The 23,636-nt window shown below is 49.9% G+C and carries 22 protein-coding genes and 1 pseudogene; 16 read left to right on the forward strand and 7 right to left on the reverse strand.

Going from position 1 to position 23,636, the window contains the following annotated elements; all coding sequences use genetic code 11:
- Positions 1-6: 6 nt before the first annotated feature.
- The 11 genes and pseudogenes from AQULUS_RS00465 (at position 7) to AQULUS_RS00520 (ending at position 9,571) form a co-directional block, all read left to right on the forward strand.
- On the forward strand, positions 7-771 hold the full coding sequence (locus tag AQULUS_RS00465) for a uroporphyrinogen-III synthase (RefSeq protein WP_148337571.1): 765 nt from the start codon (positions 7-9) through the stop codon (positions 769-771).
- 3 nt (positions 772-774) lie between these two features.
- The gene (locus tag AQULUS_RS00470; RefSeq protein WP_148337573.1) at positions 775-1,812 is read left to right on the forward strand and encodes a uroporphyrinogen-III C-methyltransferase; all 1,038 of its coding nucleotides are present in this window, start codon (positions 775-777) and stop codon (positions 1,810-1,812) included.
- Positions 1,813-1,821: 9 nt separating this feature from the next.
- Positions 1,822-3,020, forward strand: a pseudogene (locus tag AQULUS_RS12985) (heme biosynthesis HemY N-terminal domain-containing protein).
- A 217-nt stretch (positions 3,021-3,237) separates the two neighbouring features.
- On the forward strand, positions 3,238-3,741 hold the full coding sequence (gene def / locus AQULUS_RS00485) for a peptide deformylase (protein WP_148337579.1): 504 nt from the start codon (positions 3,238-3,240) through the stop codon (positions 3,739-3,741).
- Positions 3,742-3,750: 9 nt separating this feature from the next.
- Complete coding sequence (gene fmt, locus AQULUS_RS00490; protein ID WP_148340231.1) at positions 3,751-4,695, forward strand: methionyl-tRNA formyltransferase; 945 nt, start codon at positions 3,751-3,753, stop codon at positions 4,693-4,695.
- The gene (rsmB, locus tag AQULUS_RS00495; RefSeq protein WP_197737264.1) at positions 4,692-6,002 is read left to right on the forward strand and encodes a 16S rRNA (cytosine(967)-C(5))-methyltransferase RsmB; all 1,311 of its coding nucleotides are present in this window, start codon (positions 4,692-4,694) and stop codon (positions 6,000-6,002) included. Before fmt ends, rsmB begins: the two co-directional genes overlap by 4 nt.
- 211 nt (positions 6,003-6,213) lie before the next feature.
- The gene (locus tag AQULUS_RS00500) at positions 6,214-7,269 is read left to right on the forward strand and encodes a GMP reductase (RefSeq protein ID WP_148337581.1); all 1,056 of its coding nucleotides are present in this window, start codon (positions 6,214-6,216) and stop codon (positions 7,267-7,269) included.
- Positions 7,270-7,312: 43 nt separating this feature from the next.
- Positions 7,313-7,486, forward strand: coding sequence for a hypothetical protein (locus tag AQULUS_RS00505; protein WP_172622679.1), 174 nt, complete (start codon positions 7,313-7,315; stop codon positions 7,484-7,486).
- Between the two features lie 47 nt (positions 7,487-7,533).
- Positions 7,534-8,097, forward strand: coding sequence for an outer membrane protein (locus AQULUS_RS00510; RefSeq protein WP_148337582.1), 564 nt, complete (start codon positions 7,534-7,536; stop codon positions 8,095-8,097).
- Positions 8,098-8,262: 165 nt separating this feature from the next.
- Positions 8,263-8,820, forward strand: coding sequence for a D-glycero-beta-D-manno-heptose 1,7-bisphosphate 7-phosphatase (gene gmhB, locus AQULUS_RS00515; protein ID WP_148337584.1), 558 nt, complete (start codon positions 8,263-8,265; stop codon positions 8,818-8,820).
- Positions 8,783-9,571: a lysophospholipid acyltransferase family protein gene (locus tag AQULUS_RS00520; protein ID WP_148337586.1), complete on the forward strand. Its 789-nt coding sequence runs from the start codon at positions 8,783-8,785 to the stop codon at positions 9,569-9,571. The genes gmhB and AQULUS_RS00520 overlap by 38 nt, the downstream gene beginning before the upstream one ends.
- Here AQULUS_RS00520 and AQULUS_RS00525 read toward each other — a convergent pair.
- Entirely contained in the window at positions 9,494-10,396 is a 903-nt protein-coding gene (locus tag AQULUS_RS00525) for an RsiV family protein (RefSeq protein WP_148337588.1), read from the reverse strand. The two genes, AQULUS_RS00520 and AQULUS_RS00525, sit on opposite strands and share 78 nt — an antisense overlap.
- Before the next feature lie 301 nt (positions 10,397-10,697).
- On the opposite strand from AQULUS_RS00525, the gene AQULUS_RS00530 reads away from it, so the two are divergent.
- From AQULUS_RS00530 to AQULUS_RS00540, 3 genes are read left to right on the forward strand one after another with little or no spacing between them, the layout of a single operon-like run.
- Entirely contained in the window at positions 10,698-11,831 is a 1,134-nt protein-coding gene (locus tag AQULUS_RS00530; protein WP_148337590.1) for a glycosyltransferase family 4 protein, read from the forward strand.
- Positions 11,797-12,603 (forward strand): lipopolysaccharide core heptose(I) kinase RfaP, encoded by an 807-nt coding sequence (gene rfaP, locus AQULUS_RS00535; protein ID WP_197737265.1) that lies wholly within the window; start codon positions 11,797-11,799, stop codon positions 12,601-12,603. Before AQULUS_RS00530 ends, rfaP begins: the two co-directional genes overlap by 35 nt.
- Positions 12,566-14,059, forward strand: coding sequence for a lipopolysaccharide kinase InaA family protein (locus AQULUS_RS00540; protein WP_148337594.1), 1,494 nt, complete (start codon positions 12,566-12,568; stop codon positions 14,057-14,059). The genes rfaP and AQULUS_RS00540 overlap by 38 nt, the downstream gene beginning before the upstream one ends.
- An 11-nt stretch (positions 14,060-14,070) precedes the next feature.
- Here the strand turns inward: AQULUS_RS00540 and AQULUS_RS00545 are convergent, their stop codons facing one another.
- Positions 14,071-15,864, reverse strand: coding sequence for a hypothetical protein (locus tag AQULUS_RS00545; RefSeq protein WP_148337596.1), 1,794 nt, complete (start codon positions 15,862-15,864; stop codon positions 14,071-14,073).
- Positions 15,865-15,991: 127 nt separating this feature from the next.
- On the opposite strand from AQULUS_RS00545, the gene AQULUS_RS00550 reads away from it, so the two are divergent.
- Entirely contained in the window at positions 15,992-17,449 is a 1,458-nt protein-coding gene (locus AQULUS_RS00550; protein WP_148337598.1) for an NAD-dependent succinate-semialdehyde dehydrogenase, read from the forward strand.
- A gap of 81 nt (positions 17,450-17,530) precedes the next feature.
- On the opposite strand, the gene AQULUS_RS00555 is transcribed toward AQULUS_RS00550, so the two are convergent.
- Both AQULUS_RS00555 and AQULUS_RS00560 read right to left on the reverse strand, forming a co-directional pair.
- On the reverse strand, positions 17,531-18,193 hold the full coding sequence (locus AQULUS_RS00555; protein WP_148337600.1) for a BUD32 family EKC/KEOPS complex subunit: 663 nt from the start codon (positions 18,191-18,193) through the stop codon (positions 17,531-17,533).
- A gap of 92 nt (positions 18,194-18,285) precedes the next feature.
- On the reverse strand, positions 18,286-19,440 hold the full coding sequence (locus tag AQULUS_RS00560) for a YbdK family carboxylate-amine ligase (RefSeq protein WP_232051808.1): 1,155 nt from the start codon (positions 19,438-19,440) through the stop codon (positions 18,286-18,288).
- Positions 19,441-19,514: 74 nt separating this feature from the next.
- Here AQULUS_RS00560 and AQULUS_RS00565 point away from each other — a divergent pair, with 74 nt between their 5' ends.
- Positions 19,515-20,273 (forward strand): Mut7-C RNAse domain-containing protein, encoded by a 759-nt coding sequence (locus AQULUS_RS00565; RefSeq protein ID WP_148337602.1) that lies wholly within the window; start codon positions 19,515-19,517, stop codon positions 20,271-20,273.
- Between the two features lie 66 nt (positions 20,274-20,339).
- On the opposite strand, the gene amaB is transcribed toward AQULUS_RS00565, so the two are convergent.
- From amaB to AQULUS_RS00580, 3 genes are all read right to left on the reverse strand, one after another.
- A complete protein-coding gene (gene amaB / locus AQULUS_RS00570; RefSeq protein WP_148337604.1) occupies positions 20,340-21,860 on the reverse strand; it encodes an L-piperidine-6-carboxylate dehydrogenase in 1,521 nt (506 codons plus the stop codon).
- Positions 21,861-21,872: 12 nt separating this feature from the next.
- Complete coding sequence (locus AQULUS_RS00575) at positions 21,873-22,958, reverse strand: saccharopine dehydrogenase family protein (RefSeq protein WP_148337606.1); 1,086 nt, start codon at positions 22,956-22,958, stop codon at positions 21,873-21,875.
- A 207-nt stretch (positions 22,959-23,165) separates the two neighbouring features.
- Complete coding sequence (locus AQULUS_RS00580) at positions 23,166-23,633, reverse strand: thioesterase family protein (protein WP_148337608.1); 468 nt, start codon at positions 23,631-23,633, stop codon at positions 23,166-23,168.
- Positions 23,634-23,636: the final 3 nt, after the last annotated feature.

Raw genomic sequence — 23,636 nt, forward strand, 5'->3', positions numbered from 1 at the left:
CAAGACATGAATGATTTGCAAGACTTGCATATTCTGGTGACGCGGCCTGAGCCGCAAGGGCAGGAATTATGCAGACAGATAACAGCGCGCGGCGGACAGGCAATCAACTTTCCTGTCATCGCGTTTTCCCCGCCGCCCGATTTGTGCGCATTCACAAGCGGCATTGCCGCGTTGGGCGATCAGGATTGGCTGATATTCATCAGCCCGCAGTCTGTCCATGCTTCAACGGCTGAAATCACCAGGGTCTGGCCGCGGCTGCCGGATCGGGTCAGAATTGCCGCGACGGGCGCGGGTACAGCGAAAGCGCTGCGGGACGCGGGATTGAAAGTCACGGCCTGTCCGCATGCGGACTGGAGCAGCGAGGGAATTTTGGCGATGCCGGAATTCCAGTCTGTTGGAGGCCAAAAAATTGCCGTTTTGCGCGGGCAGGGAGGGCGTGAACTCATCGATCAGGCGTTGGCTGCTCGCGGTGCCAGAATAATGACCATCATCGCTTATGAACGTGTGCTTCCCCGAACAGATGTGAATCCTGTTCTGGCGTTACTCAGAGAGAACCGGATTGATGTGACCGTTTGCACTTCTTTTGAAGGGGCAAGAAATCTGAAGACGCTGCTGGGCGAAGCCGGATGGCCTTTTATCAGGAAAATCCCCCTGATAGTCATGAGTGAGAGGATAAAATCGCTTGCGCAGGATTTGGGTTTTCAGACAATATGGGTAACTCGCAATGCCAGCCAGGCCGCCATTCTGGAAAGGTGCAGAAAGAAGGATTAAACAATGACAGATCAAAACGAAACCCTGGAAAATCAGCCGGAAAACCGCCGTTCGCACTGGGTCGGCATCGGAATTTCCTTTTCTGTTCTGGCGGTCGTTGTGATGATTGGTGCGTTTGGATATGGTTTTTTCCAGCTTTCACAAATTAATGTTGGACTGGCCCGTTCCGTGAGCGATTTGCAGTCACGGTGGGAAAACAGCCAGAAGCAGGTTGCGGTCTTGCAAAAAAACGTTGATGAGCTGGAGCAGGCTGGACAAAAATCACTCGAGCTTTCAGCGCAGCAGGAAAAAGTCCTGTCGGAGTGGCGTGCGGCGCAGCAGGGAGATATGAACAAGTGGCATGTCGCCGAAGCCCGGTACCTGGTGAAACTGGCCAATGATCATTTGCAGTTTTCGCACGATATCAATATGGCACTGATTTTGCTGCAACAGGCGGATTCAGTATTGCAAAACCTGCAGGATCCCGGATTGTTGGAAATTCGCAAGTCTGTCGCCGCGGATATAGCCAATTTGCAAGCGCTGCCGCAAACAGACGTCACTTCCTTGTATTTGCGGGCAATCGCGCTGGATGCGCAAGTCAATCAACTTCCCCTGCCGGCCAGTCCGTTGAAAAATGACAGTCAGCCGGCTCCGGCCGCCGCAGTATCTCCTGATTTGCCTTGGTGGAAAGCCGGACTGGAATACGCCTGGCAAGGTCTTAACCGGATAGTCATTATTCGCAAGAACGGCGGGAATGCGCTTCCGCTCGTACTGCCGGAAGAAAAGATTTTCCTTTATCAGAACCTGCATGCGCAAATGGAAAATGTCATCTGGAGTATTCTGCACGGCAATATCGCCGTTTATCAGGCAAGCCTTGTGCGTGTCACGGCCTGGATACAGCAATACTTTGACCAGGACTCCCAGGCAACGAAAAACATGCTGCAATCCCTGGATGAATTGCGAAAAATCAATATTCAGCCGCCAGTGACGAATCTATCCAATACCTTACAACTCTTTGAGCAGAATTTTGCAAAGACAGATCAGGCGCAAGCGGGGCAATAGGAGGCGCGCATGTGGCGTTTATTCATATTCTTGATATTTCTTCTGGCCTCTGTCTGGTTCGGGGTGGAAGTGGTGCGGCATCCCGGCTATCTGCTGCTGGTGTATCAGCCCTGGATGGTGCAAATGCCCGTCTGGTTTGCGCTGCTCTCCTTGCTTGTTTTTCTCGGCCTTTTTTGGCTAGTCATCGGATCTATCGATAGAATAGGTTTTTTGTGGTTCAGGATGAAAAACTGGGTTTCCATACGCAGGGAACACCGGTCGTACAGCAAGACGACCCAGGGACTATCGGCTTTGATAGAGGGCCGTTGGAAGAAGGCGGAGCGGCTGCTGCTCGCGGGAGTGAATCAGTCGTTTGAGCCGCTGATTAATTATTTGTCCGCCGCGCGCGCCGCACACGAACAATCCGCGTACGAAAGACGGGATGATTACATACAGAAAGCTTATGAAATTGCGCCGGACGCCAGGCTCGCAATCGGGTTGACCCAGGCGGAACTGGAAGTAAGACAGAACAAGTTTGAGCAGGCGACCGCGACCCTGAATCACTTACGCCAGGACTCCCCCGGCATCCGCGTGTTCTCAAAATGCTGGAGAAAATATATGTCCGGCTTGCGGACTGGAAAAATTTGCAGTCTTTGCTGCCGGCAATGCGAAAAGCAAAAATCCTGACGCCGGATGAATATGAATTATTTGAAAAAAACATTTATTGCGAAATTTTCCGCGCTTCCAATGGAAAGCGATTGAGTGATATCAGGCAAACCTGGAGCCAGGTTCCCCGTTATCTGAAAAAAAATCCTGAAATCGTGTGCGCTTATGTCAAACAGATTTCCCGTCACGCGCCTGTCACCGGGACTGACACGACCAAGGAAATGGAAGAATTGATTCGCAAGACCCTCAAGACACAATGGCAGCCCGATCTGGCGAGAATGTATGGCGATTTGCCATTTAACAATCTTAACCGTCAGCTGGTCATCGCGGGTGCCTGGCTCAAGATGTATGGGCAGCAGCCTGAACTGCTGTTAACACTGGGCAGATTATGCATGCGGGTACAACTGTGGGGAAAAGCCAGGGATTATTTTGAAAAGTGCCTTGCGCTTGGTCCTGATGCGGAAGCTTCGCTGGAATACGGCAAGCTGCTGGAACAGCTGGATGAACCCAACGCGGCAATGCAAAAATACCGGGATGGACTCGCGCGGCTGACAGAGCGCTAGCAAGCCGGGGCTCGTTTTTCGAAAGAGGCTTGTTGACCGGTTAACCGGGCAGGCCAATGAATGTCCTGGTTATTAACCGGAACAATATCATTAATTATCAATTAGTTGAATAAAATTGCGGGTATGGGCTGCTATGCATGCAAGGCTTAAGACGATTTTGCGCTGGATGCGGTAAAATATGCTATCATGCTTTCCGTTTTTTTGATGGGTTTGAGCTATGGCTTTACTGGAAATATTGAAATATCCGGATCCGCGATTGCGCATCAAGGCGCAGCCGGTTGTTTCCATTGACGATGAATTGCGCCGTATCGCAGAAGACATGTATGAAACCATGTATGATAGCTGCGGCGTTGGCCTGGCGGGAACCCAAGTCAATATACACCAGCGTATATTTACCATGGATGTGTCTGAAGCGCGGGACCAGCGCATTTGTGTCCTGAATCCTGAAATTCTGCACAAGGAAGGAATTCAATATGAAGCCGAGGGCTGTTTGTCTGTTGGCGGCGGCGCTTATGACAAAGTCGAGCGCGCGTTAAAAGTCCGTTTGCGCGGCATGGATCTGGATGGCAAAACATTTGAAATTGAGGCTGAAGGTTTGATGGCAGTCTGCATTCAGCACGAAATCGACCATTTGAACGGGATTTTATTTATCGATCATCTGTCCCGCCTGAAACAAGATCGTATCCGTAAAAAGATTGTAAAATCCGAACGCCGGGAATAGTCAGTGTCCATACCCCATCTGAATATCATTTTCGCGGGAACCCCTTCTTTCGCTGCCGTGGCGCTGGAAGCATTAATGCATTCGCATCACCAAGTTCTGGCTGTCTATACACAGCCAGACCGGCCGTCAGGCAGGGGATTAAAACTAACGCCTAGTCCGGTCAAGGAGTTGGCGCTGTCATATCAGCTGCCTGTTCATCAGCCCGTGTCGCTCAAAGATGAGCGGGAGCAGGAGATACTCGCTGCGTTTCACCCGGATGTCATGGTGGTTGCGGCTTATGGATTATTATTGCCTTCCGCTGTGTTATCCATTCCGCGACTGGGTTGCGTTAACATTCACCCTTCGCTGCTGCCGCGCTGGCGCGGGGCCGCGCCGATACAGCGGGCGATATTCGCCGGCGATACGCATACCGGTGTGACCATCATGCAGATGGATCAGGGCCTGGACACGGGTCCCATGCTGCTTCAGCGTGAGTATCAAATGACTGCGGATGAAACGTCACAGACACTGCTCGACAGGCTTGCCAAAGCAGGAGCGGATGCCTTGATCGAGGCTCTGGATTTAATGGCGCAAGACAGGCTGCAACCCAAACCCCAGGATAATCAGTCTGCCACTTACGCGCAAAAAATCACCAAGGAAGAAGCCTTGCTTGATTGGGAGCAGCCCGCCCTTGTACTGGAGCATATTATCCGCGCGTTTAATCCCTGGCCGGTTGCCTATACTTCCTGGGAGGGACAAAGTCTGCGGATCTGGATGGCGAAAGCGCTGCAGGAAGTGCACAATCTGCCCGCGCGCACAATAGTGCGCGCTTCTCGTGAAGGTATAGATGTCGCGGCAGGAAACGGCGTGCTCAGGCTGCTGGAATTACAACTGCCCGGTGGAAAAGCCATGTCTGCCGCGGATTTTTATAACGCTCATCATGAGAAACTGCGCGCGGGACAGCGGCTCATATGATGAATCTCCGACTGGCCGCCGCGCGCATCATCGATCAAGTAACTGATGGCCGCTCATTATCCGATTGTCTAGACGCTCCATTATCGGCAGTCAAAGATGCCCGTGACCGCGCATGGGTGCATGCGCTGTGTTATGGAGTCTGCCGGTATTACACAAGGCTGGATGCGGTTCTGGGGCATCTGCTGCAAAAACCCATGAAAGCCAAGGACAGTGATGTTCACGCATTGTTGCTGACGGGTTTGTATCAGCTGATGTACATGCGGGTTCCGGATTACGCGGCCGTCACGGAGACAGTAAATGCGACCGCGCAGCTCAAAAAAACCTGGGCGCGCGGTTTGGTGAATGCAGTATTGCGAGAATATCTGCGCAGCAGGGATAGGATTGAAAAAACTCTAGAGGCGGATCCGGAAGCCAGTTTCGCCCATCCTCAGTGGTGGATAGATGCGGTCAGGCAGGATTGGCCGTATCACTGGCAGTCAATTCTGCATGCGAACAATCAGCACCCGCCTTTTGCCTTGCGCGTTAACCGGCGCTTGATTTCCAGGGACAAATACCTGGAAAAACTGGCAGACGCCGGCCATCCCGCAAAGGCCATTCCTGAAACGGATAGCGGCATCATTCTCGAAACACCGGTTGCGGCGGATGAGTTGCCAGGATTTTCAGCGGGAGAAATATCCGTCCAGGACGGTGCCGCGCAATTAGCGGCAGGCCTGCTCGATCTCGCTCCGCATCTGCGCGTCCTGGATGCGTGCGCCGCGCCCGGCGGTAAACTGACGCATATACTGGAAATCATGCCCGATCTTGCCGGGCTCAGCGCGATAGAAAAAGAACCGTCGCGCCTGCCGCAGATTACAGAGAATCTTAATCGATTAAACATGCGTGCAGATTTGTTCTGTCATGATGCGAATGATGTCTCTGGATGGTGGGATGGCAGGTTGTTCGACCGCGTACTGGTGGACGCGCCCTGTTCCGCCAGCGGGGTGGTGCGTCGTCATCCGGATATCAAGTTATTAAGACGACAGTCTGACGTGGGAATGCTCGCGGCGGAACAGCGGCGGCTGCTCGCGTCGCTATGGCAAGTGCTGAAGCCGGGCGGTTTTCTGGTGTATGCCACCTGCTCGGTTTTTCTTCAGGAAAATGTATTTGTGCTGCGCGATTTCATGCGCTCACATCAGGATGCCGCGGAAGACAAGCTCATTGTGGATTGGGGGTTGCCTTGCGAGATCGGGCGTCAGATTATTCCTGGCATGCATGACATGGACGGATTTTATTACGCACGGCTACGCAAGCTGCCGTCCGGCTGTTAAGCCGCTATTTTAGTCATCTTGTTCCTGTTCAATGTTCCCGGGAAAAATGAATTGCAGGATGACGGCAACTGTGAGAAAGACTAGAATCTAAGATGCTCACTGGCGACAGACAGGCCGTGCCTGGAGCAGGCAAAGAAAGCGGAAACCGGGTACTCTTTCATTGCTTGAATGAGCGTAAGGTGAGTAAGATAGATAATCAGTGAGGAATGCCATGCGTATTGAATATGATGTGAAACTTGATTTCCGTGATGTGCTCATTCGACCCAAACGCAGCGTGCTGAAAACCCGCGCTGATGTTTCACTGGAAAGGGAATTCAAGTTCAGGCATACCCAGACGATATGGCACGGCGTGCCTATCATTGCTTCTAACATGGACCATACCGGCACATTCAACATGGCCAAGGCTTTGTCGGAGCATAGGCTGTTGACCGCTTTGGATAAATTCATTCCGCTGGAAGACTGGAAGAATTTTTCGGATGAACAGCCAAAAGTGCTTTTGTCCGCATTTGTATCTGTGGGCATCGCTGAATCGGATTTCAAAAAACTTGAAGAGATCATGCGGTTTGCCCATATCCCGTTTCTTTGTCTGGATGTGGCAAATGGCTACACCGAGCGGTTTGTTTCCTGTCTTGAGCATTTACGTGAAAAATACCCTTCCACTGTTATCATGGCGGGCAATGTGGTGACGGGTGAAATGGTCGAAGAATTGATACTCTCCGGCGCCGACATTGTGAAGATAGGCATAGGTCCGGGTTCTGTCTGCACGACCCGGGAAAAAACCGGCGTTGGTTATCCGCAATTGTCCGCTATCATTGAATGCGCGGACGCGGCGCACGGGTTGGGCGGCCAGGTATGCGCAGACGGCGGCTGCACAACGCCGGGCGATGTCGCCAAGGCTTTCGCTGCCGGCGCAGACTTCGTCATGCTGGGCGGCATGTTTGCCGGTCACGATGAATGCCTGGGTGAAGTGATTGAAGAGCATGGTAAAAAATTCAAGCGTTTTTATGGCATGAGTTCTGCCGAAGCCATGGAACGACACCATGGCACAGTGGCGGATTATCGGGCCAGTGAAGGCCGTTCAGTCAACGTACCCTACCGCGGTCCGGTCAAGAATACGGTATTGGATATACTGGGCGGCATACGTTCAACCTGCACTTATGTGGGGGCGCACCGCCTCAAGGAATTGTCCAAACGCACGACATTCATCCGTGTGACCCGGCAATTGAATGAAGTCTTTGTCCCATATGACGTGGACAAGAATCGCTAAACGGAAGCCTGCCTGATCCCGTAAATCATGGTTCTTGCCAGCCATGTGCGGCAACAGGGATAAACCGCCGCAAGCATTGATGGCCGGCGGAATCTGGGCTACCATTTTCCCCACTTCGTATCTGAACCGCATGACCGCGGTATTCATGGAAGCGCAGATAGATGAACACGCCAGGCCCTCCGGTTGGCAGCGTCCCGGTTTTCCTTATTTTGAGTGAAACAAGGCCGCTATGGATGTCATAACAAATAAAAAGGAGTGTGAATCATGTTGAAGAAACTGTCTGTTGCAAGCGCCATTCTGGTGTTAACCGCAAATACAGCATTGGCGAATTCCGGCCCGTATGTGGGCGCCGGCCTGGGTATCACCTCGAATACCGCAACCACTCAGACTTTCGGAAGTTTCCGCGGCGTGCCTTTAAGCGTGTTCGCAGGATACGGCGGTATCGTTTACCAGAACTTTTATCTCGCGGGTGAATTGACCGGAATACTCGCAACCGGGGAATTATCCAATCAGGGTGCTGTCAGAACCAGTTATGGCTACGGGGCCAGTGTCGTGCCGGGGTTTGTCCTTTGTGACCATACGATTACTTTTGCCCGTCTGGGTATCGTCAGAACCCATTTCTCGCAGGTGCGTGTGCCGACTGCAAGCACGACCACAAATCAGACCGGCGGACAATTTGGCCTGGGCATTCAAACCGCTTTGACACAAAATGTCGATTTGCGCGGCGAGTATGATTTTATCGCTTATAAATCAATCAGCTCTGGCGGTTATTCTGCGCACCCGCGTTCCGATGTCGCGACAGCCAGCCTGGTGTACAAGTTCATGTAATCCGACTGTGCTTGCCGCAGAAAGGCGCGGCACAGGCCGCGCCTCTTTCACGGCCATGAAGGCGGGAAGATGGCTGTTTTACGTATCTGAAAGGGTGATTTTTCCCCTGAATTTACTCTATACTTCATTTCAACTAACCAAGACCAAGAATTCGAGCCGCATACCATGTCATATATCATTCTGGATCGGGATGGCGTTATCAATTTCGATTCGGACGAGTACATCAAGTCACCTGAAGAGTGGCTGCCTATTCCCGGCAGTCTGGAAGCCATTGCGCAATTGAACCGCCATGGTTACCGTGTGCTGATCGTGACAAACCAGTCAGGCATTGCGAGAGGCTATTATGATCTTGATATGCTTGATCTGATTCATGAAAAACTGATGCGTGAACTGGCATCCGTCGGGGGATATATAGAAGAGATTTTTTTCTGTCCGCATCATCCGGATGAAGCCTGTTTATGCCGCAAACCCCAGCCAGGCCTGCTTTACCGGCTGTCCGAGAAATATCATGTGGATCTCAGCCAGACTTTTTTTATCGGGGATTCATACGTCGATGTGAAAGCGGCGAGAACCGCGGGCGCTATTCCGCTGCTGGTGCGCACAGGTAAAGGCGAGCGGACATTGGAACAATATCCGGAGTTGGCGGCTATCCCCCATTTTTCTGATTTAGCGAGGGCAGTGGAATATGTTTTATCTCGACCGGGAAACCGGCATGAAGGCTGAATCCTATTCTCAATTCAACTTGTTCGTGCGGTCATTGATTTTTTCCATCTATTCCGCGGTCACCATCATACTTTACAGTTTCATATGCCTTGCGTCCCTGCCTTTTCCCTTGCGTTACCGGCATGGTCTGATCCGCGCATACATGCAGGTCTATTTTGTCGTGCTGAAAAAAGTCTGTCATATTGATTACAGGATTGAAGGTCTGGAAAATATTCCGAAAGACCGCAATGGCATCATCTTGTGCAAGCATCAATCCACCTGGGAAACATTTTTTCTGCCGATTTATTTTCACACGCCTGCCGCGATCGCAAAAAGGGAACTGGCGTGGGTGCCATTTTTTGGCTGGGGACTGGCTGTCTCGGATCCGATTTTCATCAACCGAAGCAATAAAAAATCTTCCATGCAGCAAATCATTGAAAAGGGAACAAAATGCCTGGAACAGGGGCGTTGGATCATGGTGTTTCCCGAAGGCACCCGCGTGCCTTACGGCAAGGTTGGTCAATACAAACTGGGCGGCGCGCGGCTTGCCGCCGTTTCCGGTTATCCGGTGATTCCTGTCGCGCACAATGCCGGAAAATTCTGGCCGCGCAGAAAATTCATCAAACAACCCGGCACGATTACCGTTGTCATCGGTCCGCTGATTGAAAGCAAAGACCGCAGGCCCGAAGAAATTTTAAAGCTTGCCAAGGATTGGATTGAATCGACCATGGTTCGTATTAGCGGCCTCGTCGATGAATCCGCCCGTCAATAAATTATTGCTCAGGCAGCGCGACCTGTGCGCGATGCAATCCGCGACGGGTGAATCCGGTGCGATGACTTCACTCAATGCGGAATAGGGAACCAGTACGGTTTGCGCTCCGTACACATCGGGCGCCACCCGGTTTTCATCAAATGTAATCACAATCCCGGTGGGCTTGATGTTCCAGTTGGCAAAACTCTCGGGAACAGGCAGCGTGCCATCGGCAATCCTGCTGCTGTTTTTCAATCGCCTGGCCAGGTCAAAACGGGTGTACCGGGACAGGATTTCCAGATAATTCGAGCCGGGAATAAACAGGTCGCTGAGTTCGATGGCCTGGTTTTTATCGAGGTTATAATTGAGGACGCGGTGAGTATGATACGGCTCGGCCGTTCCTCCCACATATCCCTGTATGCTGAAACGGATGCTGATGATGTGGTCGCGTTTGGACTTGATATAAGATGTATTGTAATCAATATATAAATTATTGGTGATCTTGTCTTTGGGGATTTTCTTCTGGGCTTCGGCGTGGTCTTTTACCCGCTCCCGGAACAGGGCGATTTCGTCTTTTACATATTGCAGCGCCATTTCATTAAAGGTATCCACCCCGGCATGGTCTGTTTCACTGACCAGCTGAGGGTACACGGACTTGATGATGATTCTTGGGCGGCCGTATTCGAATTTGAGAGTGGAGACCAGGTCAACATCGTCATAAACGTGAAATGTCATGCTGTCTTCCAGTCCGCTGTCTTCATCGGCGGGATTGGCCTGGGAGGGTGAGAATGCAGCCAGGCTGATGAAAAAACTGATGAGAACGCTCCAATGTATCGATTTAATCATGTTGACCCCTGTTAACCCCTGCCTAGCTTACTTTACCATCGAAACCATCTCTTGTCTGGTTCGCCTGCCCAACAAGATGCGGCTGGGCATGACCGCATTTTGACCATTTTCTGTTTTACATTTTTACATATGGATAAGCGTATTGTCGCTTTCATCGAGCCAGTTTTGAATGGTTTGTGTATAATGTCGAGCCATAACGGAAACACGGCGCAAACGTATCATGAGACTGCCTGGTCATGCTTGCGCTGCGATAGCCCAGTATAGAAAATTTTTATTAATGAATCATCAGCATCCGGAATTTATGAAAATTGCCTTTTGCCTGTTTAAGTATTTTCCCTATGGAGGGCTGCAGCGCGATTTTTTGCGAATAGCGCGCCTTTGTCTTGAGCGGGGCCATGAAGTTCTGGTTTATACCATGCGGTGGGAAGGCGAGCCCGAGTCTGGCCTGCAAATCCGGTTGATTGAGGCAGGCGGATGGCAAAACCATACACGCAATCAGGCTTTCGCAGACGCGGTCAAATCCCGGTTCGAGGCAGACAGGCCGGATGTGGTGTTTGGCTTCAATAAAATGCCTTATTTGGATATCTATTTTGCCGCGGATGTCTGTTATCAATCCCGCGCGCGCGCGCGCCATGGATGGTTGTACCGTCTGCTCCCCCGCTATCAGCGGCTGGTTACCCTTGAAAAAGCGGTTTTCGCACGCGGCATGCCGACTGAAATTCTGCTGATTTCACATCTCCAGCAGCAGGAATTCATACGTTATTATCAAACCGAAGCTGAGCGGTTTCATTTGCTGCCGCCCGGCATCGCCAGAGACCGCACAGCCCCGCCCAACGCGGTGGAAATACGCGAAAGAGTGCGAATGACGCATCGCCTCGCAAAAGATGATGTGTTGCTGCTGATGGTGGGATCGGGGTTCAAGACCAAAGGTCTGGATCGCGCGATCAGGGCGCTGGCATTTTTACCCGGCGTATTGAAATCCCGCTCAAGTCTGTTTGTGATAGGGCAGGATAATCCTGTTCCCTTTCAAAGGCTGGCCCGCCGTCTCCAGGTGGCAAGCCAGGTGCATTTTCTGGGCGGCCGCCAGGATGTCACTGATTTTATGCTGGCGGCGGATTTGTTATTGCATCCGGCATATCACGAAAACACGGGAACCGTGCTGCTGGAAGCCTTGCTTGCCGGACTGCCGGTTTTGACGACTGATACTTGCGGTTATGCGCATTACATCACCGAAGCCAATGCAGGAATGGTATTGCGCTCGCCGTTTGAACAAGTAGAATTAAATACACTCTTGCGGAAAATGTTGTTATCTCCACAGCGTAATGAGTGGCAGCAAAACGGTCTGGCATTCGCGCAATGCGCGGATATTTACAGCCTGCCTGAGAAGGCGGTTGATCTTATTGAAAAAATTGGGCGAAAACGTGTATCTGGATAACACAATCAAGCGGCAATTGTCTGCTTCCCGGCCGGCTTTCGATCAATTGATGGCATTGCGCGGCGAGCCATTTCGCGCCCAGGATGGCAGGGTTACGCAGCGGGTACTTCTGGGCGGAAAAAGTTATTTTATCAAACAGCATTTCGGGGTGGGGTGGAAAGAAATTTTCAAAAACCTCTTGCAATTCCGCTGGCCGGTGCTGGGTGCGAAAAATGAATGGCTTGCTATCCGGAAGTTGCAGACTTTGGGGGTGAAAGTTCCCGTGGTCGCCGCTTATGGACAGCGAGGGCTGAATCCGGCACGCAGACAGTCTTTCATCCTGATGGAAGAGCTGGCTCCGGTAGAGAGTCTTGAGTCCTTCTGCAAGGATTGGCTGCGCTCACCGCCTGATGTCCGTTTAAAGCGCGAGTTGATAGAAAAAGTCGCCCGTATTGCGCGCGAACTGCATAGAAACGGGATCAATCACCGCGATTTTTATATTTGTCATTTTTTACTGGATACAGCGCACGAACGGGATCATTCCAGGCTTTTCCTGATTGACCTGCACCGTGCCCAGATTCGCCGGCAGACGCCGGAACGCTGGATTATAAAGGATTTGTCCGGATTGTATTTTTCCAGCCGGGACATTGGGTTGACACAGCGGGATTTATACCGTTTTATTAAGGCTTATACGGGGCAGGCGCTGCATGAAGCATGGGGTTCAAAAAAATTATTTTGGCAAAAGGTGAGAACGCGTGGAGAACAACTATATAGTGACCACACCCAGCGATAATGACACGCATGGTCTGGACACATTATCATGGAATGAATTATACGCAGCTAATTTTGCGTTCAATCAGCCTTTTTGTCTGCGTCTGAGAGATAATCAGCTTTTTTTCGGCGACCAGGTGATCCGCGTCATTCCCAGGAGACGGATGGTGGCGTTTGGCGTCTGGCAGGGCAAGCAAGTCGTTGCGAAACTGTTTTTTGATTCCAAGCATGCCAAGCGGCATATGGAAAAAGACATTGCGGGCATCAAAGCGCTGCAAAAAAACAAAATTCCCACTCCGGAAATGTATTATGAAGGCGTGACGCCCGACCAGCGTATTTATGTGCTGATCTTTGAACGGATTAACGACGCCCGCAATCTGGAAGAAATCTGGCGTGACAAGAAAAATGTGGATGATGTCTTGCATTTGCTGAAATCAGTCATCATAGAAATCGCCACCCAGCATGTTCTGGGATTACTGCAATACGATCTTCATCTCAAGAATTTTTTGCTGACTGAAAAAACCGTGTATACCCTGGATGGCGCGCAGATAGAAGTTTTTCCCAATCTGTTGGCTAAAAAAACCAGCATGAATAATCTCGCGTTATTTCTTTCACAGCTGGGCATAGATTCCGAAGGATATCAGGAAATTCTCTTCAGGCATTATGCGGAAGCGCGCGGATGGTCGTTAAAACAGGATGACTTCATCGAGCTGTTCCTGTTGATAAAAAAATGGAATGATTTGCGCTGGAAAAAATTTGCCAGGAAAATCTTCCGCAACAGTTCCAATTTTGCCTGTGTTCGAAACTGGAAAACATTTGGAATGTATAACCGGAGTTATTCCGGCCCGGAATTCGATCAATTTCTTGCTGATCCCGAAACAGTATTTCAACATCCGGCGGCCAAGCTTTTGAAAGCGGGCCGGTCGGCGACGGTGGTGAAAATCAGGCTGGATAACCGCCATTATGTCGTCAAACGCTATAACATGAAGAATTTTTGGCATAGAGTGTGCCGTTGTCTGCGGCCTACACGCGCCTCGTCATCCTGGCGTTTCGCCCAAAAACTGGGCTTATTCGATATCCTGACCGCCAAACCCGCCGCGTTTATTGAACGCCGTATTCTCGGGTTCCGCGGTAAATCGTATTATGTGACGGAGTATGTTTCCAGCGAACATGCGGGTGATTATTTCATTCGCAATTTTTCCCGCCAGGACAAATGCATGAACATGATCAGGCAAATCAGCCTGTTACTGAAAGGCATCGCCAAAGTTGAGATCACGCATGGAGATTTGAAGATAACCAATATCTTGGTGAATCCGGAAGATCAGCCGGTGCTGATTGATCTGGACGGCGCCAGTGAACACTTGTCGATGTCTGGTTTACGCAAGGCCTGGTATAAGGAAATTGAGCGTTTTCTGGAGAATTTTTCTTCCAATCCGGCCATGCGCAAGAAATTTGAAGCTGAACTGGGAAAATGGTAACGCAAGGCGGCTCATGCTGAATTGCCATGCTTGATTTTATGCGTGCGCGTTTCATCAGAGGCTGTCGCTTTCGGTTTTTGTTTTTGCTGATCTGAAAACAAGCCTTCATAAGTGTTGCGCAGGCTTTTTGCCATTTGTTTTTTCATGTTTTTCAATGAAGACCTTAGCGTGGTTTGGCTGCTCAGCCTGGGGATGCCTTGTTGTACCCGATCATGAAGATAGGCGGTATTTTCCCTGTCAGGAAGACGGTTTTGGAGTTTATACCCGGCTTCGGCCACGAATTTGGCTCCCTGCAGCAGCTTTTGTTTTAATTCGCCGGAATTGATATAACTCGGCAATGATGTGTAACTTTTACTCCCGTGCATCAGCCTGAGCATATTGATCAAGGGGACCAGGTTTTGCAGGAATGTTTTTTCTTGTTCCGGCAGGGCTTGCGAACGCTGTATTTCACTCAAAATACGCATGGCTTTGAAAAGCTGCGCTGTTCTGTCATTTGCGTGCTCGCTCTGTAAAAAACGCCCCGCGCATGCCGCAATCTCATTCGCGGAAGCGGCGGTCCGCATGGCGCTTAAGTCAGGGTCGACAGCGAACAAATGCAAGACGGCCTGTTTTTGTGAATAATAATCTAATAAGAATTTGTTTTCTGCTGTCTTCAGCGTATTCACCGAATGTTTGCGAACAGTGTCAACGCCAAACATGCCCAGTATTTCCCGCTTCGCTCCCTGCGGGGTGACGATATGTTTTGCCTCGACAGACGCGCTGAGACGCCTAGCTTTTTGCAAAGCCTGGTCTATATTTGCGACTTCAGGTATGTCTTTTTGCATCTGTCTGCAGCGTTCTTCAAATTCACCGGGAGACAGGGGTTGGGTATCCGGAGCGGTGTAAGCCGCATAAAGCAGTTGTTCGCATAATTCCATCTGCAAACGCAAATCCTGTTTTGTTTCGGCAATTTGCGCGAGATAAGCGTGCCGTCTTTCATTTATGCGCGTCACCAGCGCATTTCTGTCGGATGCGGAAATCTTTGATTTTTTCAACTCCTGCTCAAGAGCATTCATTTCATCGCGAAATGATTTGATGGTGGCTTTTAATGTCCTGCGCATATCATTCAATTTGATGGTTTCTGACTTGAGGATGGCGGCGGCGTTGTTCCGGCTCTGGATATAGTCTGGCAGTGTGCGCAAATTCACATTATTCACCAGGGTGGAAACAATGTATTTGATGGACTGCTGTTTGGGGTTTTCATCATCCAAGGAATTCAGGCATGGAACTATCAAATACAGCATCGCGGAATTGGCGAATTTCTCTATCAATTGTTTCATTTTAAATACTGGTGCTGCTTCCCTGATATCCTTTTCTCCTATGTATTCTCTGATATCATCGCGCAATTCTCCGGTGGGTGTGCAAATCCCGGCATAAGCCAGGGTGCATAATCGGTCTAATAATTTTTGCAAAGGTGCGCTGCTTTGCTCAGGGAGTCTGGCTGTCAGCCAGTCAGCCAGTTCCAGTTTTCCATTTTCATTGATGCGGCAGATGGGTCGGGAAGATTTTCCAGGGCTGACGTGTTCATTGATAAACATACACAAGTCATCAAGATCGTTTTGTGGCAAGGCTTCCAGTTCCTGAATAAAACCATTTCCCAACTCGGCTATTTCCGCGCCTGCGGCGGCTTTTACCCCGGCTTCATTGAGCACCCTGGATAACATTCCCACACCGTTAGGCAACCCGCTTCGTGTTGCCTCCGCCAGATAGCTGCTCTTGGGGGGTTGTTCAAGATTCAGCACCGGATTTGCCTTTCGAGTTTTCATCTGCCGTTCTCCCCGTTGCATACGATATGCTATGATTAACCATATATTCAGTATAATCCGCGCATTGCAGAATGCTTGCCGCTTTGTTAACTGCTTGTTTTATTTCTGAAAGTAAAGGAGCTCGTCCATGCAGGGATTACACGATCATCGCTTGTTCCGCGAATCCTGTTTTATCAATGGGGCATGGACAGGGGCGGACTCAGGCAAGACTTTTGCGGTGACTAATCCATTCGACAACAGCGTCTTGGGTCGTGTGCCTCAATGCGGGCGTGCGGAAACACAACGCGCCATTGCAGCTGCAAACGCCGCCTGGCCGTCCTGGAAGCGCCTTTCAGCCAAACAGCGTTCCGACTTCTTATGGGCTTGGGCCCGGCTGATTGATGAAAACCGGGAAGACCTGGCCTTGTTGATGACGCTGGAACAGGGCAAGCCTCTTTCAGAAGCCCGGGGTGAAATTGATTATGCCAACGGGTTTATCAAGTGGTTCGCGGAAGAAGGGCGACGCGTATACGGCGATGTGATTCCTTCCAATCTTCCGGGACAGCATTTGGTTGTGATTAAACAGCCGGTGGGTGTAGTGGCGGCGATTACGCCGTGGAATTTTCCATCTGCCATGATTACCCGAAAAATTGCACCCGCGCTGGCTGTGGGATGCACGGTGGTGGTCAAACCTGATGAAGAAACACCTTTTAGCGCGCTGGCGTTGGCGGTTCTTGCGGAACAAGCCGGAATTCCTCCAGGCGTATTTAATATTGTCACGGGTATTCCGGAAGAAATCGGCGGGGAAATGACCTCGAATGATCTGGTTCGCAAACTGTCTTTCACTGGTTCAACCGCGGTAGGCCGCATGCTGATGCAGGAGTGTGCGCACAGTATCAAGAAAATTTCTCTGGAATTGGGCGGCAACGCGCCGTTTATTGTTTTTGATGACGCCAATCTGGATGCGGCAGTCAGGGGTGTTATTGCCTCCAAATATCGGAATTCCGGTCAAACCTGCGTATGCGCCAATCGGTTGTTTGTTCAGGATTCGGTTTATGAGGAATTCTCGCAAAAGCTGGCCGCAGAAGTTTCGCGGCTTAAAGTAGGAAATGGACTGGAAGAGGGTGTGCACCAAGGCCCATTAATCAATGAGGCGGCTGTTGCCAAGGTAAAATCCCATATCGACGATGCGGTCGCAAAAGGCGCCCGCATTGTCTGCGGAGGAAAATCCCATAGCCTGGGCGGCTTATTCTTCGAACCGACGGTTTTAATGAATGTGGATACTTCCATGCGGATTGCAAAAGAAGAAACATTTGGTCCCGTGGCGCCATTATTCCGTTTTCGTGACGAAGAGGAAGCCATACGCACGGCGAATGCGACAGAATTCGGTCTCGCGTCATATTTTTATAGCAGCAATATTCATCGCATATGGCGCGTTTGCGAAGCGCTGGAGTATGGCATGGTGGGCGTCAACGCCGGCATCATTTCCACGGAAGTGGCGCCTTTTGGCGGGATTAAACAATCCGGCATAGGGCGGGAAGGTTCAAAATACGGCATCGATTCCTATGTGGAAATCAAATATCTGTGCATGGGAGCACAAGAGTGATTGCACACATGTTCAAAGGGAATGAAGCGAGTCTCTTCGATATCCAGGGCTTGATTAAATGAACGTTCTTGATCAATAGCCTTACTTGATGGCGCGGTATATCATTCGCGATAACCGTTCACGAGAAGCCGGAGGCAGCGTCACATGCCGGAAATATGCTGCGAGAAAATTATCCACGCCGAATTTTTGCCAGATTTCCTTGTCGTTGCGTTCCAGCAGAAGGTGTTTCAGGTTGCGGTATCGCAAATGGAGTGTCAGTGGGCGGGATTTGAACCGGACATCGGTAATGTCCAGCAAGGCGAAGGTACCATCGGGTTTATAGAGCAGATTTTCCAGGTGAATTGAGCGAAAGAAAATTCCGTTTTGATGCAAGCCGGCGACCAATTCGGCGACAGAGTGGAGCAAATCCAGGGCGCCCTGATTGACCAGTTTTCTTACATCATCGCCTTCTATTTTATCGTAGTAAACCAGGTAGATTTTCAAATCCGAGCAATACTGGATTTTAATGATCCTGGGAACATCGTATCCCTGTTGGTGCAAGGACTGAATGTTCTTGTAGAAGCGAAGAGCGCGGGGATTCAGTCTGTCAGACGAGAGCCATTTCTGTTTGGGATAAAAAAGCTTGATGATGGTCTTGCCATCTTTTTCAAAAACCTTGGGTTGGTTTATGCGCCCGAATTTGACTATTATCGTATTGATATTATTACAAATATCATTAAATTCGCTGCTAGTGATGATATCCATACAACGGTTTGCTCCACTGGGATGTGATCATTGTCCAGTATTATCCATCAACATGCAATTTGTAATCGCAAGCCCGGCGGGTCAGAGTCTTTTCACCCTGGTTTCGCCCATATCTTGCATTGCTCGGCCACGACTTGAGGCAGGGAATTGAATTGTTTGTATAATTGTCTTTCCAATCCGGCGTCACTCGTTTTATTAATCACATCTTCCATAAGCAGTGAAATATAGCCCATATTATTTAACTGATTGGCGTAGCGCTGAATTTTTTTGATGGTATCCAGAATATCTTCCAGGATGGAACATTCCTGCAAGGTATAAGGATTGATAAATTCGCCGTCCAATCCATAACGGCTCGCCTGGAAGCGGTTGTAGCTGTATAGAAAATATAAATCCGGTGAGATGGCGAGTGGTTTTTCCGTTAACAGGTAAAGTGATAAAGCCTGTATGTAAGCCGTGATAATAACGGCTTTTTTGATGGTGAGCGGCGTGTCGCAGACTCTGATTTCCACGGTGCCAAATTCGGGTTTGGGGCGGATGTCCCAATAAAAGTCTTTCATGCTGCCAATAATTTTCAGATTTTTCATTTTATAGAAATAATCGGAAAATTCACTCCAGGCAGTCAGATAAGGCATGACGCCGCTTAGGGGAAACGCGTTAAAAATGGTAGACCGGGATGAAAAAAATCCCGTATCGATTCCCTGATAAAACGGAGACGAGGCACTGAGCGCAATAAACTGGGAAACATACCGGGTGAGCGCGTGTGTAAGATAAAGCGCGTCATCTGCGTTGCTGCATCCAACGTGAATATGCTGTCCGAAAACAGTAGCGCGCTTGGAGAGATACCGGTATTTCTTTGAAAGTTTTTTGTATCGCCAGGTGGGAAAGATTTTTTGCATCGTCCATTTCTGAAATGGATGTGTGCCGCCGCCGCAAAATGCGACATGAATGGCATTTGCCTGAGCGATTAAGAATTTCTGTATTTCGGATAATTCTTCCAGCATTTCTTTGGGCGAGTGATGAATCGAGGAATTGATTTCAATCATGCTTTGCGTGATTTCAGGTTTGATCCAGGTTTTAAAATCGCTTTGTTTGATATTCCGGATCAGATCCTTAGAGCGTGAAACGAGCGCGCAGGTTTTGGGGTTTATGATTTGGAGCTCCAGCTCAATGCCGATGGTTGCAGTCCGTGATTCCTTGAATGGCAATATCCTCATGGTCGCGTGTCCGGTCAGTACAGTTCTGCGCATGTACGATAAATGGAAAGCGTAATAATATATTATCATGAATGAACCAGGCCCGATCAGGAGATGGCGGCAAAATCATGCGGAAAGCCACGGTATTTTTTCGATTTTATGAGGAATTGAATGATTTTTTGCCTTTGGAAAGGAAAAAATCCGAATTTTCGCATCATGTCAGGATTCCCGTCTCGATCAAGGATGTGATTGAGTCATTAGGTGTCCCGCACTCTGAAATCGACCTGATTTTAGTGAACGGTGTTTCGGTTGATTTTTCCTATCTGGTGCAGCCTGGCGACCGGATTTCCGTTTATCCTGTATTTGAATCAATAGACATTTCATCTGTTACGCACTTGCGTCCGCGCCCATTGCGGCAGACACGTTTTGTTCTGGACGTGCATCTGGGCAAGCTCGCCAGGTATTTGCGGCTGCTGGGATTTGACACGCGGTATGACACACAGTATGACGATGCTGCCATCATTGAGCTGGCTTTAAGGGAAAACCGCATCATACTTACCCGGGATGTAGGCTTGTTGAAAAATAAGACTGTCACGCATGGCTACTGGGTGCGGGAAACCAGACCGGAAAACCAGGTCATGGAAGTGCTGAGACGGTTTGATTTGCGGCCATCATGCCAGCCGTTCACCCGATGCCTGGAGTGTAATGGAAGCATTGTTCCGGCCGAATTGAGCCAGGAAGAAGTCAATATGACAGTGCCCGCGCGGGTAAGGGAAATGCAAGACCATTATTTCCGGTGTGATCAATGCAAGCGCGTTTATTGGCAGGGAACACATTATGAAAAGCTGAAAAAATTCATCGCGAAAATGCTGGACCTGAATTTCTGAATTAAGCATTTTCTGCAGACGCGGTCTTTCGCGCGCTGCCATGAAAACAGCGCGCAAGCCCTATGTTTAAATTTCAAATTTGATGCCTTGCGCGAGAGTCAGTCCCTTGCCCCAGTTGATGGTGCTGGTCTGCCGCCGCATATAGGCTTTCCATGCGTCCGAGCCGGCTTCACGGCCGCCGCCAGTGTCTTTTTCACCGCCAAACGCGCCGCCAATTTCCGCGCCTGACGTTCCAATATTGATATTGGCGATACCGCAATCACTCCCGCGCGCGGACAGAAATGTTTCCGCGTGCAGCAGGTTATGCGTGAACATGGAAGAAGACAGTCCAAACCGTGAATGATTTTGCATGGCGAGCGCGTCATCCAGGGTTTTGAACTTCATTACATATAAAATTGGCGCAAAAGTTTCGCGCTGGACGATTTCCCAGTCGTTTTGTGCTTCAATGATGGTGGGTTCGACAAAACAGCCGCTGCTCTTGATGGCATGGCCGCCAAACAACACCTTTCCACCCTGTGTTTTTGCGTCCGCCACGGCTTTTTCAAATTGAGATACAGCCTGTTGATCAATCAGCGGCCCCATCAGGTTTTTCTGGTCCAGCGGATCCCCGATAGTGATTTTCTGATACGCTTTGACCAGGGTGGAAACCATTTTGTCGTAAAGAGATTCGTGTATGAACAGCCTGCGGGTGGTGGTGCAGCGCTGGCCTGCGGTTCCAACCGCACCAAACACAACGGATGGCACGGCGAGCGCAAGATCAGCCCTTTCATCCACGATGATGGCATTGTTCCCGCTTAATTCCAGCAGTGCTCTTCCCAGACGTCCGGCCACCATCTTGTTGATTTCCCGGCCCACAGCCGTGGATCCGGTGAAAGAAACCAGCGGGATCCGCGTGTCATTCGCCATCTTTTTTGCAATTTCATTATTATCCGTGATGAAGACGGAAAATATTCCGCGGTAACCAAATTTTTCCAGCACCCGATTGCAGATATGCTGCACCGCCAGAGCGCACAAAGGTGTTTTCGGGGAGGGTTTCCAGACTACGGTGTTTCCGCATACTGCCGCGATAAATGCGTTCCAGGACCAGACGGCAACAGGGAAATTAAAAGCGCTGATGACGCCGATCACGCCTAGCGGATGCCATTGTTCATACATGCGGTGTTCGGAACGCTCGGAATGCATGGTTTTGCCGTACAACATGCGCGCCTGACCCACGGCGAGGTCAGCCATGTCTATCATTTCCTGCACTTCACCATCGCCTTCCTGCTTGGACTTACCCATCTCCAGCGAGACCAGGCTGCCAAGAAAGTCTTTGCACTTGCGCAATTCATCGCCAATGGCGCGCACGACTTCGCCGCGCTTTGGAGCGGGCACCTCGCGCCAGGAAAGAAACGCCTGATGCGCTTCTTTGACTATATGTTCATAGTCGTCTTCTGATGCGCGATAGACGGAACCGATGGTTTCACCATTCGCGGGATTATAAGAAATGATTTCGCCGTCATCCTTGTGACGAGACCACCAGTGTTTCCCGGTGCTTGCGCCGCTGTTATGTTGATTGTTCAGATGCAGTGATTGTAATAAATCCATGACGTCCCCTTATTACGCGTAATATTCGCCGAAGCGATTTGAAATCAGGTCATTGAATGCGAATTGCTCCTGGCGCACAAAGCCGTGATATTTTTCGGTGTTATGCAAGACCAGATCCACCACGCCGCAGATTCCCGATGCGGTGGTTAACTGAATGGCTGACCAGCGGTGGCCGCCTATGCGTTTTGGATAAAACTTCTTCACATAATTTTCTTCCACAAATTGCTCATCCTGTGTCCCGGTCACGGAAACATAAACGAGCACCACATCCTGATAGGTTTTGGGAATGGCGTGCTCAAAGATACGCTTCAGGGTGTCTCTATCGTCATTCAGTTTGAGGTCGTTCATGAGGAAGCGGATTTTCGCGCAGTGGCCGGGATAGCGTATGGTCTTATAACTCAGGTGTTTGACCTTGCCAAAATAGGTATGCACCAGACTGCCTATGCCGCCGGACGTGTTGAAAGCCTCATAGGTCAAACCGTCTATCTTGATTTCTTCCAGTCCTTCCAGGGGCAGCAAGTCAACTTGTTCGCCGTCTTCAACCGCCTGGCAGGGATTTCCATATTCATTGATGAGGCCGTCGGTTGACCATGTCAGGGAGTATTGCAAGGCATTGCTGATATTGGTGGGAAGCGCGCCGACACGCATTTTGACGGTGTCCAGTTTGGGAAAGTTCTTCATCAGGTCATTGGCGACGATACTGATGAAACCCGGCGCGAGTCCGCATTGCGGTACAAACGCGCCTTTTGCATGCCTGGCCAGTTCTTCAACAGCCTTGGTGGTTTCCACGTCTTCAGTCAGGTCGAAGTAATGCAAGTGATGGGCCGCGGCGGCTTTCGCGATAGGGATATTGCAATAATAGGGAAGTGATGAAATCACTGCGTCGATTTTATTCTGCTTGAGGAACTCGGAAATACTGTTGATATCGTTGGCGTCCAGTTGGGAATATTTGAAATTGGGAAGTTCCCCCAGCCGGCGAACATGAGGGTTTTCTTTTTGAATATCAGCGAGATGAACAAAATAAGTATTTGAATGGGCCAATAAAAATGAAATCAGTGAGCCAATTTTTCCTGCGCCAATCACCAAGACGTTATGCATTGTGTAACTCCTTTTATATTATTCGTTCTTTCTTTATCTGAGACTGATTGCAGGCATATCATAATGATGAAATCGTCAGGAGGGAAGGCGGAATGGGTAAAATATGAGTTTACCGAATGAATATAAATTTCGCATCAAGCCGTTCAATCCGGGAACGGAGGATGTGAATGCAAAAGAAAACCCGAAATGGCGTGAACGCCGTGGGGATTATTTCAGCAGGTAGGTGGCGCTGCCGGTCGCGATCAGTAGCTCATCTTCATTGAAGAGCTCCATGCGCGCGAATGAAATTTTCTTGCCGCTTTTGGTCAGCCAGGCTTTGGCAATAAAGAGATTTCCACGTCCTGGATTGACGTAATTGATATGTAAATCGATAGTGCTGGTCTTGCCGACAATTCCGACTAATTCAGCAACGGGCTTTTCCTGATTTTTTAATATGGAATTTGCCATGACAACCATGCCGCCTGCCATATCTAAAACAGATGAAATCACTCCGCCATGCAGAATGCCATATAGATAGTTGCCTATCAGTTCATTTTTCATGCTGAAATTCATGACGACGTGTTCAGCTTCAATGCGATCCAGCTGCAATCCCAGCATCTGGTTGAACGGGATGGTCGTGAAGGTTGTGGATAAAAGCTGTAATAACGGATTATTTTCGCTGGATTCATTGCCCATTGT

The organism is Aquicella siphonis (assembly GCF_902459485.1).
GTDB lineage: Bacteria > Pseudomonadota > Gammaproteobacteria > DSM-16500 > DSM-16500 > Aquicella > Aquicella siphonis.